This window comes from Acinetobacter sp. 479375 (assembly GCF_000581715.1).
Lineage (GTDB): Bacteria > Pseudomonadota > Gammaproteobacteria > Pseudomonadales > Moraxellaceae > Acinetobacter > Acinetobacter ursingii.
Genome location: NZ_JEZN01000027.1, coordinates 13,480 through 30,500, shown reverse-complemented (window position 1 = coordinate 30,500; position 17,021 = coordinate 13,480). Strand labels below are relative to the sequence as shown.

The window sequence follows — 17,021 nt, the reverse complement described above, 5'->3', positions numbered from 1 at the left end:
GGCACTGTTGCAAATAGCCATTGATGATAAGCTAAATAGTTTTTTAGCTAAAGGTTCAGTGTATGAATCCCTTCCATGGTCGGCATTTTAGGGCGAAATCATTCTTTGGGCTGTACGCTGGTATTGTAAATATGGCATTAGCTATCGTGAACTTCAGGAAATGCTTTCCGAACGTGGTGTGAATGTTAATCACACTACTATTTACCGTTGGGTTCAACGTTATGCTCCTGAAATAGAAAAACGCTTACGCTGGTATTGGCGTAATCCTACACATCTCGGCACATGGCATATTGATGAAACTTATGTAAAAGTGAATGGAAGATGGTCTTATCTGTATCGTGCAGTCGATCAACGTGGCTTTACCATTGATTTTTACCTTTCTTCTAGACGTAATACCAAATCAGCATATTGTTTTCTTAGAAAAATTTTAAATAATGTGAAGAAGTGGCAAATTCCACAAGTGATCAATACGGATAAAGCACCCACATATGGAGGTGCTTTATCACGGTTAAAACGGGAAGGAAAATGTCCACCAGACCTTGAGCACAGGCAGGTTAAGTACAAAAATAACGTGATCGAATGTGATCATGGCAAGCTAAAGCGGATTATCAGGGCCACCTTAGGATTCAAATCTATGAAAACGGCTTATGCCACAATTAAAGGTATTGAAGTCATGCGTGCACTACGTAAAGGACAAGCTTCATCATTTTATTATGGTCAGCCTCAGGGTGAAGTGTATCTGGTGAATAGAGTTTTCGGTCTCTAAGCACTTTTTAAAGGGAACATCATCGACTCAGATCCCTATTTGCAACAGTGCCGACAGGTTGGACATTTGATTTCTAGAGTTATTTGCATTTCTCTATTTTATCAAAATTCAACCTGCTTTTTTTAGCATACTTTTTGATACACCACCAAATTAACAACATAACCTTGATCTGTCTTCGTAAGTGTGTGGTTAGGAAAGTAATGATTAGTTTTAATGTTCTACCTTAATGGATGAATAATTAGTTCATAAGTCTATTAATTAGCTATCAAAATATGACGTAAACTGATATCAAGCTTATTTTACACCTTATAGTGAAAAGTGTAGCAAGTTGCTACACAGTCATATAACGTCTTTTCCAAATATTTCATTCAATCGTTTTCTATTTTCTTTTACAAAATTTGGATTATTTTTTAATTTATATTTCATTTCTTTCTTAAATTCACTCATTGAACTGCCAGCTACAGCAAAATCCATTTGGAACATAATATCATTAACTATCACATTTGCTTGAGATTCAGTTAAGCACCCTTCTGTCTTAAACCACTTACTAAACTGTTTATAATTTGGGTCGTTTGCATAGATGTACCAAGACCTTACGGTCATATCGAACTTCGCACCTAATTCTTTAACAAGCGCATTATCATCAAAATTGACATCTAAATAGATTTGAGTCTTATCATTAGTATTAGATACAACAACTTCAGTGGCATGCCTATTAAGAATTTTAAATCGAACTCCGACAATAGGTCGACCTTTCTTGATGGTATCGTATTCTAATTGAAGACTAGTCCTTTCATTAATTTCTTCAATAATTTTGTCTAAAACGTATCGTCTAAAATCAACCCAACGATCGTATTTTTTCTCCCCAATATCAATTAATGCTTTGATATTCTCAAGTGAAAGTTCAACCTCATAAGAATCTTGATTAGCATACTTAAATTCATTTTTGATAAAGTATGAATACAAACTCATACTGGTGACAGAGTCCAAAGCAAATAAATCTTTCAATTGATAGGTTGTAAAATTTCCATTTGCTAAACGAGTAAAATATGGAAGTACTTCACTGGTGAAACGTATCTGCAAAGCATTTTTAGCATCATCTTCCCAACGGAGTTCACGAATAATTGGTACTACTGAGTGTACTTTTTTAACTTTACGCTTATTATCATCCACGGACTCTTCAATTACAAAATGGGCTACTCGTGATGATAATTCTTTATAAATACGATCAATAGCAACATTAATGGAATTCTTTTTATCTAATCCTAATAGTTCGCCTAAATCATCTTTATGCAAATAAATATAAGTTTGCTCTGTAATTTCACGATCTTGATTATTCTTCTCACCATAATTCGCAACAGCCATCGCATAAAGTAGAGCTTTATACTCATTAGATGATAATTCAATTGGTCTAATCAGACGGTTACTAGTGCTGACTACTCCATTATGTCGAATATTACCAATACAATAAGGTAGATGTTCTAATTCTTCTGGTTCGTTGTGATTGCTCATAAGTGGAAAGATTAAAATATTTTCTACATGTTATACACAAAAGTGGAAGAAGATGCAAACCGCTCACTATTTTCTCTTCCTTACATTAAATTAACTCAGTTTATGCCCATCAAACACCTTAAGAGTGGAAGAAGTGTCACTATTAAAGTGCAATTTTGATACTATTTAGTCTTATGGTGGAATTAATATAAAATTAAACACTTTTAAGTGACGACTCTTCCACCTTTGATAATTCATCCGTGTCGCTAAAGCAATCAATTTGAAAGTAGGAATAGCCTACAGCACCACTAAAGTGGAAATACCCAACACATATTCCACTATTAAAGTGACAAGCCTTCCACCATTCCGGTATTCTTGACTATCAAACATCATATTATCAATTAAATTTTATACAAATAGTTTATCCACAGAATAAAAAACAACTAATGACAAGTCTTCCACCTTTATTTCAATAAAAACAAACTTATCAACACCACAAGCATTTGAATTATATTGTTTTAAATTAAAAAAAACACATTAAAATAAATCACAATGACAAGTCTTCCACCATAGTGACAAACCTTCCACTTATCGGTGACAGACCTTCCACTAATTAGTGACAAACCTTCCACTTATCGGTGACAGGCCTTCCACTTATCAATGACAGGCCTTCCACTTATTAGTGACACGCTTTCCACTTTAAAAATCTTATCTAGTTGTTTTTAAAGAAATAAAATTTGTCTAATTATAATTAACTAATTAATACTAATTAATACTAATTAAAATTAGCTAGCTATATTTTTAAAAAAAGTTAAGAAATTTTTTTTCAACATCTTTTGAATTCAAAAGATAAAAATATGACAAAGAACTGTAGCAAGTTGCTACAAATATCTTTATATTAAATGAAATCAAAGTAAATTCCTTAAGACAAATATGTCAACTAAAATCATTGCTGTAGCTAATCATAAAGGTGGTTGCGGGAAAACAACTACTGTAGTACATCTTGCTTCAGAACTTGCTGAGTTAGGAAATAAGGTCTTAGTAATTGATCTGGATCCACAAGCAAATGCAAGTTTACATATAGGATTAAGACACCCTAGCGAAGTTGAAACTACATCAGCGGAATTACTCATTGGTGATATAAGTCTATTATCGGAAGCATTAGAAGAAGAAACAAAATTTAAAAATGTTTCCTTAATATATGGCTCATTAACTCTTGGTAAAACTGAAGATCAATTGAAAGATGATGCACCAAGACCAACCGAGGAACTTTCAAATAAATTGAAAATTCTAGAAGGATTATATGACTACATTCTTATTGATTGCCCTCCGAGTTTAAAATTATTAACCAGCAATGCTTTAGCCGCTTCGACACATGTTATTGTTCCAATCGAATCTGGTTCACAATACGGTCTCTATGGTGTTACTGATTTAATTAATCATTTAAGTAAAATTAGAAGAGTTAACCCTGAATTAGAACTCTTAGGTGCTTTATTAATTAAACATGATGAGCGTCAGAATGTATGTAAATTAATAAAAGATGAAGCATTTAATCAAGTTGGAGAATTATTGCATACCACAATTCCGATGAGCACTAAAGTTAATCAAGCTGCAATTTTGCAACAACCTTTATTATCTGTTGATAAAAACTCAAAAGTTCGAAAAGCTTTTGAAACTTTAGCACAAGAAATTGTTCAGCGTGTCAAATAATATAATTCTGGAAATACTATGGTAAGTAATAAAGAGATATTGGCTAAACGTCTTCAGCAAAATACTCAAAAGCATCAACATGCCCAAAAGGAGCATATTAACGATGTTAAAGAGCTAAGACGTAATGTACAAATTACAGATATTCAGGCTAGCCCTAACCAGCCTCGAAAACTCTTTAATCAACAAGATATTGAAGATTTAGCAGCATCAATTGAGGAAATTGGGCTATTACAACCAATTGCAGTTCGTAGAATAAATGATAAATATGAGTTGATTGCTGGTGAAAGACGATTGAAAGCACACCAATTTCTCAATAAGAACACCATTGAAGTAATCATTATTGATGCATCGGATGAAGATGTTGCTTTATTAACATTAGCTGAAAATTTAAAGCGAGAAGATCTGACAGATTATGAAATATATGTTGGATTAACTTCTTTAGATGAAAATTTAAAAAAAAATAAGCAGAAGTTAGCAAAGTCATTAGGTATGAATCGTGAAGATATGTATAAATATTTATCTTTTGAAAAATTACCTGGACAGTTGATTGAAGATTTGGAAAAACAGCCGTCATTATTAGCACGGACCGCTGCTACAGCAGTGAAAAAGTTTCTATCAGATCATGAAGAAAACCATGAAAATGCTAAAGAAGCATTATACGAAGCATGGTCAAAATTGCTTAAAAAAGAAGTTGAACAGACAAAACTCGCATCACTAGCTGAAAAAATCTTTAAGTCAAGAGAAACGAAAGAAGTAATTCAAACTTCAATTGTACATAAAATTGAATATGATGGGAAAGTTGCTGGTAATATCAAATTTGACCATAATACATTAAAGGTATCTTTAAAAATCGGACAATTTGATGATCAAAATTTACAAGAATTAGAAGATTTCCTAAAACGAATGTTAGAAAAATAAAGTAAAAAAATAGTGTAGCAACTTGCTACACTATTTTTTTCAATTAGGAAAATTTATATAAGTAGTCATAATAATATTTTCATAAATTTGTTATGTAAATTGAATATTTAAAGCGTATTTTTCGACCATCCTAAGATGAGTCGATGCAATGCTTTGGCATAAGAAAAAATTTAATAAAAAATTAATAAGTTTGGCATGCTGTAGTTTGGGCACAGTTATTTTGACGGGCTGTCAAAGTCCTGCTTTAGTTCAATCAACTTCTACTTCAGTACAACCATCAAAACAGCCTTAACGTGTGGTTTTTTTCTTGGGAGATGGAATGGGTATCACGACACTAACAGCTGCACGAATTTATGCTGTTGGTGAAGATGTCCAACTGCCGATAGATCAACTGCCAGGGTCATCATTTGTTCGTACTTTCTCAAAAGATGCACAGGTTACAGATAGCGCACCATCGATGGGTGCCTATATGACAGGTGTAAAAATGAAAAATGAAGTGATATCCATGCAGACTGGAACAATTGCAGTAGAACTAAATCAGACCGGAAATCATCAATGTGGAACCAATCCTCAGAATCAGAATAAGCAAGACACCCAAACTTTACTCGAATTGGCCAAAGCACGAGGTTGGGGTACCGGGGTAGTCACAACAACTCGCATTACAAATGCTACACCAGCATCGACTTATGCCCATATTTGTCATCGTGATGCTGAAAATGACATAGCATCCCCATTAGTACCAAGTTCGCAAGGCGATATTTATCAGCGTTATAACGTCAAATTAAAAGATGAGGTTGATGTGATTCTAGGCGGGGGTAAGCGTCAATTTCTGCCGAAAGATAAAGGGGGAGAACGGATAGACTAACGTAATTTGATCGCAGATATGCAACAAGCAGGCTATCGAATGGTCTATGATCAAACTCAACTCTCCCAGATGAAGTTAGGAAAGAACGAAAAATTATTGGGTTTGTTTAATACTAGCCATTTAAGTTATGACTTAAATCGAATCAAAAAAAACTTGCCTGAACCTAGCTTAAAGTAAATGACGTGGGCCGCTTTGGACATTCTAACCCAAAATAAAAATGGTTTTTTCCCGATGGTTGAAGGTGGGCGTATAGACCATGCTTTACATGACACTAATGCTAAGCGTGCATTACAGGATACGATTGCCCTAAATGAGGCTTTGGATGCAACCATTAAAAAACTTCAACAAAGTGACCCTGAATTAAAAATACCTTGATTGTGATAACTGCAGATCATGATCACACTCTAATTTTAAATGGCTATGCCAAGCGTACCGGAAAATATGTACAAGGTCAGGAAACCAGTGTACTGGGTTTGGTTAAAAACGGCTTTGTTGCACAAATATTTAAAAAATAAAATCTCCCATACCTACTCATATTTAAGTGACAACTTGGGTATGAGGGCGACCTAATTCTTTGAATTTATTTAAGACAGCTACGCGTGCATGAATCTCATTCACTTGACTATCAACATTCCTTGAGCAGAGTTTATCGACTAATAATTTAATGCAATGCATCTTGGTTTCAACCAGACTTTGCCGATGATAGCCTGACCATTTTTTCCAGATTGTCCTGCCCAAACATTTAACCGTTCGAAGGAGTTCATTTCGCTCTCGTGAATGAGCTTTTATATCTTTCCAGGGCTTTGCATTTTTTCTAGGTGGAATCACTGCATAAGCTTGCCGATCTGCAATGACCTGACGGCATCGTTTTGTGTCATAAGCACCATCTGTATAGACAGAATCGATTTGTTCATCTAAAGGGATTTGAGCAAGTAAATCTTCCACTACCTGTGAATCACTGACATTATTTGCTGTAAGTTATACAGCACGTATTTGAAGGGTTTTAGCATCGCTACCAATATGAAGCTTACGCCATTGGCGGCGATATTCAGGTCCATGTTTCTTAAGCTTCCATTCACCTTCACCTAAAAACTTTAGGCCAGTAGAGTCTACGAGTAGACGGAGACCTCCACTACTTTTTTGATAGCCAATTGCAATATCGATATGCCTTTGTCTTCTGCACAGTGTGGAGTACGAATATCACTGATATTCGGGGCTGCTCAGCCACAAAGCTTAATCAGACTTTGGAAAAAGCCTGTGACCATTCGCAAAGACAATTTAAATAAAGATTTGATCATTAAGCAGCATTGAATAGCCGTATCGGAGTAAGTTTGATTTCGTCCATGTTTTGCTTGCGGATGAGCATACCATTGAGTCAAAGGATCAAACCAAATGGAAATATTGCCTCGATTAATTAAGGCGCGCTTATATGTGGACCAATTGGTTGTACGAAAGATTTTGGATATAGGTTTATTCATCTAGGAATTATACTGTGGAATAAGACCTTATCGGTAGGTTTGTGCAACAAAGCTGTTTTCAGCTTAAACCTGCACAACGTTTTACTGAATCAGATATTTCAGAAAAATATGAAATTAGCCGTACCCCCATTCGTCAGGCCTTGTATCGCTTAGAACAAGAAGGCTACGTTAATGTACATTTCCGTAGCGGTTGGGAAGTCAAACCCTGGGATTTTAAATTTTATAATGAGCTGTTTGATTTGCGCATGATTTAAGAAAAAGAAGCAGTTAAACGCCTTTGTGAAATGGATCATGAAACATCGGAAGAGCTACAAGCGTTAAAGAGAATTTGGTTAGTTCCTGTGGAAGAGTATAAACAGGAAACCAAGCAATTGATTTTTGTATTGCCTGAGTATCGTAGACAGCGAATCGCGACAGAGCTTTGCCAGCTGTTATTTGCATATGCACAGCAACAAAATATTCAGCATTTATATTTGCATACGCATCCATTTTTACCTGCGGCAGAAAAGATTTGGCGGTTGCAAAGTTTTAGTACAGTCAGTCGTGAACAGCTAGGTATGTACGACACGATACATATGTTTAAAAATTATGCTTATAAAATAATATGATTGTAGCATGTTGGGCTAAATCCTTAAAATTTGATAGAAGAATTAAAAGTTGGCATTAATTTTGCTTTTTGGTGAGAAGCGTGAAACTCAGAGATTTTTTTTGGTATGCAAAATCAACCTATGCAAGATACTTTTATTGAAAAGCCATCTTCTGCTGCAAACGAAACACTTGAAGACTATACTTTACGTTATGCTCCATATAGTTTCCGTCGTTGGAGTCCTAAAGTCGTCGCAATTACGGCATTAGGAGGTATTGCATATCTGGCAGACTTTTCGATTGGTGCTAGCATTGGTATGACATATGGGACAACGAATGCCATTTTTTCAATTTTATTTGCTGCACTTATTATCTTTTTAACAGGTCTTCCATTAGCTTATTATGCAGCTCGCTATAATATCGATTTAGATCTGATTACGCGTGGTGCTGGTTTTGGATATTTTGGATCGGTACTGACGAGTATTATTTTTGCAAGTTTTACTTTTATTTTCTTCGCTCTCGAAGGTTCTATCATGGCTCAAGGCTTATTGCTTGGGCTCGGAATTCCTTTATGGATAGGCTATCTCATTTCTACTATTATGGTTATTCCATTGGTCATTTATGGGATGAAAGCCTTAAGTACTTTACAAGTTTGGACCACACCTATCTGGTTGATCTTAATGATTGGCCCTGTTGCTTATTTGATTTATCAAGAACCTGAGCTTGTAAGTCAATTCGCTGCTTATGCTGGAAATGGTGGTTTTGCAGCAATAGATGTGGCTGCAATTATGTTGGGTGCTGGAATTTGTCTATCTTTAATTATGCAAATTGGTGAACAAATTGATTACCTACGTTTTATGCCTGCAAAAACTAAAGAGAATAGCAAATCGTGGTGGATAGCTGTTATTTCAGCGGGTCCAGGTTGGGTAATTCTAGGCGCAATCAAACAAATTATTGGTGCTTTCCTTGGTTTTTATTTGCTGACTAAAATTCCTGGGGTGGATAGCACGGAACCTGTACAACAGTTTAACGCAGCTTTCCATGATATGCTTCCAGGTTGGTTTGCACTTACTTTAGCGGTAATTTTGGTTGTTATTTCACAAATCAAGATTAATGTAACGAATGCATATTCGGGTTCATTGGCATGGACCAGTGCTTATACACGTATCAGCAAGCATTATCCAGGTCGTATTGTATTTGTATTGGTTAACCTTGCAATTGCTCTTGCGTTGATGGAAGGTAATATGTTCGCAGTGCTTGGTAAGATTTTAGGTTTTTATTCTAATTTTGCCATTGCATGGGTTGTGGTTGTAGCGACTGATATCACAGTGAATAAATACTTACTGAAACTCTCTCCAAAAGAACCAGAGTATCGCCGTGATATGCTTTATAATATAAACCCAGTAGGTATGGTGTCATTTCTTGTCGCTGCAGGAGTCTCCATTGCAACCTTTTTTGGCATGTTGGGTGAATTTCTAATGCCATATTCACCTTTAATTGCTCTGATTTTGGGCTTTGTTTTGACTCCTATCATGGGTTTAATTACGAAAGGAAAATATTATATTAAAGCTACAGATGATGGGGTAAAAGAACCACGTTATGATGCTACTGGGCTACCTATAGCAACAGTTTATCATTGTGTGTCATGTGATGAAGATTATGAAAGACCTGATATTATGTATTCACATAAGCACAAAGGTGTTATTTGTTCTCTATGTAAGACTTTGGAAAAATAAATGATTTTTCAGATATCTGCTTTTTAATAAGCTGAATTTCGATCAAATTAATAACCCTGATGATTTTGCATCAGGGTTTTTTAATATTTATTGGGGAAAACTCTAGAAAAAGTGCGGGAAAATCTATTCTAATCCAAAGAGTGGATACAACATCCATCTCGAATAACCCGACAGCTGCTATTTTTGTCTTAAATGTCCTGACATCATTTAAATGAGAAATCATATTTTCTTGAAGTTTTCATTTGGAGTTTCTGAGCAATATATACGCTTAAATGTGGTGTATGTAGAAAAATTGGCGCAATAATTGCTTTGAACGTTGGGGTGGTGCATTTTGTGAAAGCGATTTATTTTTTGAATCAATTTGGATCAAAAGCAGTCCTAAAACAAAGTCAAGCATGGAGAAAAAATGGAAATTTATACTCAACGATTAGAAGTAGTTACAGAAAATTGTGAGTTTGATGTCATTGAGCTGACTTTCGATACGCGCCAAAAGAGCCGTTTTCGTGCAACTTTAAAAAATGGGGTAGATATTGGTGCAGATTTGCCGCGTACAGGCATTTTACGCAGTGGATCATATATTTCGACGGAGAGCGGAAATATTCTTAAAGTTGAAGCAAAACCAGAAAAATTGATGAAAGTTTCGGCTCAGCAAGAGTTTGATTTATTAAAAGCTGCATATCATCTCGGCAATCGTCACGTTCCCTTAATGTTGACGCCAACAGCATTATATTTCGAACCAGATCATGTACTGGCTGAAATGGTAGTGGGTTTGGGATTAAACGTTGCAGAGGTAGATCATCCTTTTGAACCTGAAAGCGGTGCCTATGCACAACATCAACATGATCATCGCTTAAGCCCAATCAAGACTTTACATCATGTCCATCACTAATCTATCGCAACTACTCAGCCTGTTGACCTTGTCATCAACTGCGTTACCGATAGGAGCCTATTGCTATTCACAAGGTGTGGAAAGTGCTATTGATCGAGGGCTGATTCATGATGAAGCCTCCAGCATTGCTTATTTTGAAGAAGTGTTGGAAATGCTCTTGGTTCGTTTTGAGTTACCTGTGCTGAAACGTTTAATGCAATACAGTGATGACGAAGAAAATTTTACTTACTGGGCAAACTTTTACCGCGCCAGCCGTGAGAGTAAAGAGTTACTGGCGGAATCGAAGCAGTTGGCATTTTCTTTAAATGCATGGATTAGAGACGTATTAAAGCAACCCATTAAAGTGAAAAAACAGCTGGGCTTTGTTCCAGTGTATGGAAGCCTGTGTGGCACCTTGGGGCTAAATCAATCCGAAGTACTTACAGCGTATACCTTTACCGTTTTAGAAAATCAGGTCTTGGCGGCAGTCAAAACCGTACCACTTGGGCAAATGAGTGGTCAGCGTATTTTGTGGCATTTACATGCGCTTATTCCCGAAGCAATTGCGCGTGCACTGGAGCTGCAAGACACTGAAATCAGTAGTGCATTACCGCAATATGCCATGCTGAGTATGCGCCACGAGACCCAATATTCAAGACTATTCAGATCATAATTTTAAGAGGAAAAAACATGTCACAACGTAGCCCATTACGTGTAGGAATTGGTGGACCAGTCGGGTCAGGTAAAACAGCGCTAACTTTGAATTTATGTCAGGCCTTGCGTGAAAAATATAATATGGCAGTTGTCACCAATGACATTTATACCAAAGAAGATTCAAACTTTTTAACCCGTAATGAAGCCATGTCTCCAGAGCGTATTGTTGGGGTAGAAACTGGCGGTTGCCCGCATACCGCCATCCGTGAAGATGCGTCTATTAACCTCGCGGCAATTGATGACTTGTGTGAAAAGTTCGATGGGCTTGAGCTGATTATTATTGAAAGTGGTGGGGATAATTTAGCGGCTACGTTTAGTCCAGAACTTTCAGATTTAACCCTGTATGTGATTGATGTGGCAGGGGGGGAAAAGATTCCACGTAAAGGTGGTCCGGGCATTACCAAATCTGATTTGTTGATTATCAATAAAACAGACTTGGCACCAATGGTGGGTGCAAATTTAAGTGTGATGGATCAAGATGCTAAACGTATGCGTGGTGATAAGCCGTTCTTGTTTAGCAATATGAAAACCAAAGAAGGTCTGGAAATTATTATTTCGTTCATTGAAAAACAAGGTCTATTCAAAGCGTAATTCGGGGAAACACAATGACTTATTTAAAAAGAACTTTAGCCACTTTCGCCGCAGCTTTTCCAATGTGGGCAATGGCACATCCTGGTCATGAACAACAGAATAGTTTTTTAACGGGCTTTATTCATCCCTTTACTGGAATTGATCACCTCACGATGGCGATCGCTTTTGGTGTACTGCTGTGGTCAGCGGCTAATCGTTGGAAAGTAGGCGGATTGTTGGGTTTAGTTATTGCCATGATTGCAGGTTTTAGCCTTGGACAATTGCATATGGTGTCTGCGAATATTGCTGAATACGGCATTGTTTTCTCCTTATCTGTTCTTGCCATTGCCCTATGGACCAAAGCCAATCAACTGTTTGCAGTTGCGACCATGGTTTTAGCAAGTTTTCATGGCATGGCGCATGGTGCCGAATTGAGTCATTCAGGTCATGTGATCGGTTTACTCTTCGGCATGGTTGTTGCAATGTCTTGCATCTACGCAGGTGGATTGGGTTTAGGCGCTTTGGTACAAAAATATGTGCCACATGGTAAGAAAATTGTCGGTGGAATTGCTGCAGTTGTTGCATTGATTGGTTTGGCTTAATGATATTCAGGTTATTTTGATGAACAAGTTTCAGCACACCAGATTATTGGTATTCATCACGCAGAGGAAGCATGCAGGATTTAACCGTCAGTCGAACGCATGATGCCCAATTATGGTTTGCCAAGTTGGAACTCGGCTTTCAGGCTCAAAAAGAGCCTGAATGCACAGTGTTACATCACCGCAAACATTATGGTCCAGTGCGGGTACAAAAAATGCTTTGGCCTGAAAAAACAGGGGTTTGCCATGCCATTATTGTGCATCCCCCTGCGGGCATTGCGGGTGGGGATCACCTGACTTTTGATATGTCTGTCGGCCAGCAGGCACATGCCTTAGTGACCACCCCTGGCGCAGGTAAATGGTACAAAACCAATGGTAAAAAGGCCTATCAGCATATCAATATAAGTTTAAATGCTAATGCTATTTTTGAATGGTTGCCGCAAGAAACCATGCTGTTTAATGGTGCGAATGCGCATTCAGAAACCATCATCCATTTGGATCAGGCAGCCAGTTTTATTGGTTGGGACATGTTGGTGATTGGTCGCCAAGCACGTGAAGAGCAATTTAGTGATGGTGCCTATATCAACATGTTCAAACTGTTTCGTAATCAGACTTTGTTGGTTGCCGATACCTTAAGTTTTAAGGGAAATGACCGTTGGTTAAGTTCATGCCTAGGCATGCATGGTCAATCTGTGATGGGAAGTTTCTGGGCCGTGCCTCCCGTGCAATATCGTGCCAGTCTAGATTTAGAAGAGCATCTGGATTTAATCCGTGAACTGATGATGCGTATGGATGTACCCGTCACCTTAACGGTTTTGGATGATGTAGTTTGTGCGCGCTATTTGGGGAATGATGTTCGGCAATGTCATGATGCTTTTGCTGCTATCAGAGCTAGATTAAGACGCTATTGGTACGATCTGGATGAAGAATTTCCTCGTATTTGGAGAACATAAAGTCATTTTAGCCTGTAATTTCAAGACCAAATGACACAACGAATTTTGGTCATGTATAGCTCATGAGCGAAGCATCTCCACGTTTAAATAGGTAAAAGATATGGAATTAAATCCAACAGAAAAAGACAAACTTTTAATTTTTACCGCGGGCTTGGTTGCAGAGCGCCGTAAAGCACGTGGTTTAAAGCTGAATTATCCTGAAGCGATTGCGTATATTTCTGCTGCCTTGCTTGAAGGTGCACGCGATGGCATGAGCGTAAGCGAGTTGATGCACTACGGCACGACTTTACTGAGCCGCAATGATGTGATGGATGGCATTGCAGAAATGATTGTTGAAGTCCAAGTTGAAGCAACCTTTCCAGATGGCTCAAAACTGGTGACTGTACATCAACCGATTATGTAAAGAACAATAAGGAATAAAGATGATTCCAGGTGAAGTAATTACGCCAGATCGCGATATTGAGTTAAATGTTGGACGTGAAACCTTAAAAATAACGGTTGCGAATACTGGGGATCGACCGATTCAAATTGGTTCACATTTTCACTTTTATGAAGCCAATGATGCTTTGCAATTTGAGCGCGAGCGTGCCAAAGGCTACCGTTTGAATATTGCAGCAGGCACCGCAGTACGTTTTGAGCCAGGTCAGAGCCGAGATGTCGAGTTGGTGGCACTAGCTGGAAAGCGTGAAGTGTATGGCTTTGCGGGTCGAGTGATGGGGAAACTTGACTAAGTCGGGCCATCAAAATCTTTTAAGAATTTAGAGTAATCTATGATGAAAATGTCACGTCGTGCATATGCGGAAATGTTCGGACCAACAGTAGGAGATCGTGTTCGCTTGGCGGACACGGAACTGTTTATTGAAGTCGAACAAGACCTGACCACTTATGGTGAAGAAGTTAAATTCGGTGGTGGTAAAGTCATTCGAGATGGTATGGGACAGTCCCAATTGTTGGCAGATGATGTTGCTGATACCGTTATTACCAATGCACTTATTGTCGATTGGTGGGGCATTGTGAAAGCTGATGTCGGTATAAAGAATGGTCGTATCTGGAAAATTGGCAAGGCAGGGAATCCAGATATACAACCCAATATTACCATTCCGTTGGGAGCTGCCACGGAAGTGATTGCAGGGGAAGGTCAAATTCTCACTGCAGGTGGCATCGATACTCATATTCACTGGATTTGCCCGCAGCAAGTGGAAACTGCACTCATGTCAGGTACAACCACCATGATTGGTGGTGGAACAGGTCCAGCAGCGGGAACATCCGCCACCACGGTAACACCGGGACCATGGCATATTGCGACCATGTTGCAAGCCATCGATGATTTACCCATGAATATTGGGCTATTGGGCAAAGGAAATTTGAGTTTACCGGATCCTGTCCGCGAGCAGATTGAAGCGGGTGTGGTGGGTTTGAAATTGCACGAAGACTGGGGTTCCACACCCGCTGCCATCGATAACTGTTTAACGGTTGCTGATGAATACGATGTTCAGGTTGCCATTCATACCGATACTTTAAATGAAAGTGGCTTCTTGGAAGAAACGCTGGCGGCATTTAAACAGCGTACCATTCACACCTATCATACCGAAGGTGCAGGTGGTGGGCATGCCCCTGATATTTTAAAAGCCATTGGTCAAGCCAATGTGTTGCCATCTTCAACCAATCCCACCCGTCCTTATACCGTCAATACCATTGATGAACATTTGGACATGCTGATGGTGTGTCATCATTTAGATCCTGCAATTTCAGAAGATGTTGCGTTTGCCGAAAGCCGAATTCGCCGTGAAACCATTGCGGCGGAAGATATTTTGCAAGATTTGGGCGCAATTTCCATGATGTCGTCCGATTCACAGGCAATGGGACGTGTGGGAGAAGTGATTATTCGTACATGGCAAACGGCACATAAAATGAAAGTGCAGCGCGGACCACTAGAAGGTGATAAGCCACATACCGATAATCAACGGGTTAAACGTTATATTGCGAAATATACAATTAATCCAGCGATTACCCATGGTTTAAGTCATGAAGTCGGTTCGGTCGAAGAAGGCAAGCTGGCAGACTTGGTACTGTGGAAACCTGCATTTTTTGGTGTTAAACCTGCCATGATTATTAAAGGCGGTATGATTGCAGCAGCGCCAATGGGTGACATCAATGCGTCCATTCCAACACCACAGCCTGTGCATTACCGTCCCATGTTTGGCGCAAATGCGCGCGGTGCACATAACACCTGTATTACCTTCTTGTCTCAGGCAGCAATTAACAATGGCGTAGCGGAAAAATTAGGTCTGAAGAAAATCATTTCTGCATGTAAAAACACGCGTAATATTTCCAAAGCTGACATGAAGCACAACACCTATACACCAGTGATGGAAGTTGATCCAGAAATTTACGAAGTACGGGCAGATGGCGTGCATTTAACTTGTGAGCCAGCAGAGGTATTACCAATGGCTCAGCGTTATTTTTTATTTTAAAGATTATCTTTTTAAGACCTAAAATATTCAGTCTGCGGATCATGTTTGGTGTGATGCAGACTTTAATGATTGATATTGTAAGAGTATTGTAGCTCTGATGATATTGCATGTGTAAAGCGGAAACATGTAAGGAGATGCTTAGATAACATTATGGAATAAAGTCATTGAGAATTAAGTTTAAGTCTACTTTAAAATAATTTATCGGCTGAAATTATTAATTATGTAAAATCATCTTATTTGGTACGTAATTTGCTTAAATAAAAAATTAGCTCTTAAAGAGATTTCTTTAATGAAGACTTCATTTCAAGCAACGCGTATTGGTTTTTTACTTCTTGATGGATTTTCAATGATAGCATTTTCAAATGCTGTTGAGGTCTTTCGAATGGCAAATTATGTTGAAAAAAGTCATTTATACCAATGGAATGTGACAGGTTTAGATGGGCATCATACTTGTGCTAGCAATGGTTTGCAGGTGCAGCATACTTGCAAAATGCAGCATCTTTTTGAAATGGATATTGTGTTTATTTGCGGTGGTTTTCAGCTTTTTAAGTTGAATAACCCATTACATAAAATTTTTTTGAAGCGTTTAGATCAGGCGAATATTGCTTTAGGTGGGATTTGTACTGGTGCATATGTGTTGGCAAGTGCAGATCTATTGAATGGTTATCAAGCGAGTTTACATTGGGAAAACTCTTTAGCTGCACAAGAAGAATTTCCGCAAGTTAATTTTAATGCACATATTTTTAGTTTGGATCGGAACCGATTTACCTGCTCGGGGGGGCTTGCATCTATAGATATGTGTTCGCAACTCGTGGAGCAACATTATAATGCCAATTTAGCCAAGAGAATTTGTGAACAATTTATTGTACATCACTTGCGTGAAAATACGGATATTCAACACCAACCCATCTCGAAGCAGGGTAAAGATATTCATCCTCTTGTCAAAGAGGCAATTCGTTTAATGGAAAATAATATTAATGAACCATTAAATATTTTAGAAATTTGTCATTTGATTCATAGTCAAACACGAACGTTAGAACGCTTATTTCAAATGCATTTTGACTGTTCTCCCAAAGAATATTATTTAAATATACGCTTAACACATGCACAAAATTTATTGAAACAATCTTCTATGAGCGTCTCTAATGTAGCATTAGCCTGCGGTTTTTCTAATGCGTCTAGTTTTAATAAAGCCTATAAAAACCAATTTAATTATTCTCCGAAAAATGAACGTGGCATTTTGGAATTAGCTTATTAATTTGTCGAATTTTGACAATTTTTTAGCGATTTTGGA

At 38.0% G+C, this 17,021-nt stretch carries 14 protein-coding genes and 4 pseudogenes; 16 read left to right on the top strand and 2 right to left on the bottom strand.

What is annotated here, in order from left to right; all coding sequences use genetic code 11:
• Window positions 1–62: 62 nt before the first annotated feature.
• A pseudogene (locus J500_RS14960) lies at window positions 63–766 on the top strand (IS6 family transposase).
• Between the two features lie 339 nt (window positions 767–1,105).
• On the opposite strand, the gene J500_RS14955 reads toward J500_RS14960, so the two are convergent.
• Window positions 1,106–2,278 (bottom strand): replication initiation protein, encoded by a 1,173-nt coding sequence (locus tag J500_RS14955; RefSeq protein ID WP_034700330.1) that lies wholly within the window; start codon window positions 2,276–2,278, stop codon window positions 1,106–1,108.
• 912 nt (window positions 2,279–3,190) lie between these two features.
• On the opposite strand from J500_RS14955, the gene J500_RS14950 reads away from it, so the two are divergent.
• The 3 genes and pseudogenes from J500_RS14950 to J500_RS14940 form a co-directional block, all read left to right on the top strand.
• Window positions 3,191–3,967, top strand: coding sequence for a ParA family protein (locus tag J500_RS14950; RefSeq protein ID WP_034700328.1), 777 nt, complete (start codon window positions 3,191–3,193; stop codon window positions 3,965–3,967).
• Between the two features lie 18 nt (window positions 3,968–3,985).
• Window positions 3,986–4,885, top strand: a complete 900-nt coding sequence (locus J500_RS14945; RefSeq protein WP_034700326.1) for a ParB/RepB/Spo0J family partition protein — start codon at window positions 3,986–3,988, stop codon at window positions 4,883–4,885.
• 319 nt (window positions 4,886–5,204) lie between these two features.
• Window positions 5,205–6,235, top strand: a pseudogene (locus J500_RS14940) (alkaline phosphatase); the annotation flags it as partial.
• 52 nt (window positions 6,236–6,287) lie between these two features.
• Here J500_RS14940 and J500_RS14935 read toward each other — a convergent pair.
• A pseudogene (locus tag J500_RS14935) lies at window positions 6,288–7,228 on the bottom strand (IS5 family transposase).
• A gap of 41 nt (window positions 7,229–7,269) precedes the next feature.
• Here J500_RS14935 and J500_RS17900 point away from each other — a divergent pair.
• The 12 genes and pseudogenes from J500_RS17900 to J500_RS14880 all read left to right on the top strand — a co-directional run bounded on the left by J500_RS17900 (window position 7,270) and on the right by J500_RS14880 (window position 16,985).
• Window positions 7,270–7,482 (top strand): GntR family transcriptional regulator, encoded by a 213-nt coding sequence (locus J500_RS17900; RefSeq protein ID WP_228130686.1) that lies wholly within the window; start codon window positions 7,270–7,272, stop codon window positions 7,480–7,482.
• Window positions 7,483–7,602: 120 nt separating this feature from the next.
• Window positions 7,603–7,836: pseudogene (locus J500_RS17895) on the top strand (GNAT family N-acetyltransferase); the annotation flags it as partial.
• Window positions 7,837–7,941: 105 nt separating this feature from the next.
• Window positions 7,942–9,549: a purine-cytosine permease family protein gene (locus J500_RS14925; RefSeq protein ID WP_052024140.1), complete on the top strand. Its 1,608-nt coding sequence runs from the start codon at window positions 7,942–7,944 to the stop codon at window positions 9,547–9,549.
• A 406-nt stretch (window positions 9,550–9,955) separates the two neighbouring features.
• The gene (gene ureE, locus J500_RS14920; protein WP_034700324.1) at window positions 9,956–10,438 is read left to right on the top strand and encodes an urease accessory protein UreE; all 483 of its coding nucleotides are present in this window, start codon (window positions 9,956–9,958) and stop codon (window positions 10,436–10,438) included.
• Complete coding sequence (locus J500_RS14915) at window positions 10,425–11,090, top strand: urease accessory protein UreF (RefSeq protein ID WP_034700322.1); 666 nt, start codon at window positions 10,425–10,427, stop codon at window positions 11,088–11,090. The genes ureE and J500_RS14915 overlap by 14 nt, the downstream gene beginning before the upstream one ends.
• Window positions 11,091–11,107: 17 nt before the next feature.
• Complete coding sequence (gene ureG, locus J500_RS14910; RefSeq protein WP_005100598.1) at window positions 11,108–11,722, top strand: urease accessory protein UreG; 615 nt, start codon at window positions 11,108–11,110, stop codon at window positions 11,720–11,722.
• Between the two features lie 14 nt (window positions 11,723–11,736).
• The gene (locus J500_RS14905) at window positions 11,737–12,303 is read left to right on the top strand and encodes a HupE/UreJ family protein (protein ID WP_034700318.1); all 567 of its coding nucleotides are present in this window, start codon (window positions 11,737–11,739) and stop codon (window positions 12,301–12,303) included.
• A gap of 71 nt (window positions 12,304–12,374) precedes the next feature.
• A complete protein-coding gene (locus tag J500_RS14900) occupies window positions 12,375–13,253 on the top strand; it encodes an urease accessory protein UreD (protein WP_034700316.1) in 879 nt (292 codons plus the stop codon).
• A 100-nt stretch (window positions 13,254–13,353) separates the two neighbouring features.
• Window positions 13,354–13,656, top strand: coding sequence for an urease subunit gamma (ureA, locus tag J500_RS14895; RefSeq protein WP_000422459.1), 303 nt, complete (start codon window positions 13,354–13,356; stop codon window positions 13,654–13,656).
• Between the two features lie 19 nt (window positions 13,657–13,675).
• On the top strand, window positions 13,676–13,984 hold the full coding sequence (locus J500_RS14890; protein ID WP_034700312.1) for an urease subunit beta: 309 nt from the start codon (window positions 13,676–13,678) through the stop codon (window positions 13,982–13,984).
• A 42-nt stretch (window positions 13,985–14,026) separates the two neighbouring features.
• Entirely contained in the window at window positions 14,027–15,727 is a 1,701-nt protein-coding gene (gene ureC / locus J500_RS14885; protein WP_034700334.1) for an urease subunit alpha, read from the top strand.
• A gap of 289 nt (window positions 15,728–16,016) precedes the next feature.
• The gene (locus tag J500_RS14880; protein ID WP_034700310.1) at window positions 16,017–16,985 is read left to right on the top strand and encodes a GlxA family transcriptional regulator; all 969 of its coding nucleotides are present in this window, start codon (window positions 16,017–16,019) and stop codon (window positions 16,983–16,985) included.
• Window positions 16,986–17,021: the final 36 nt, after the last annotated feature.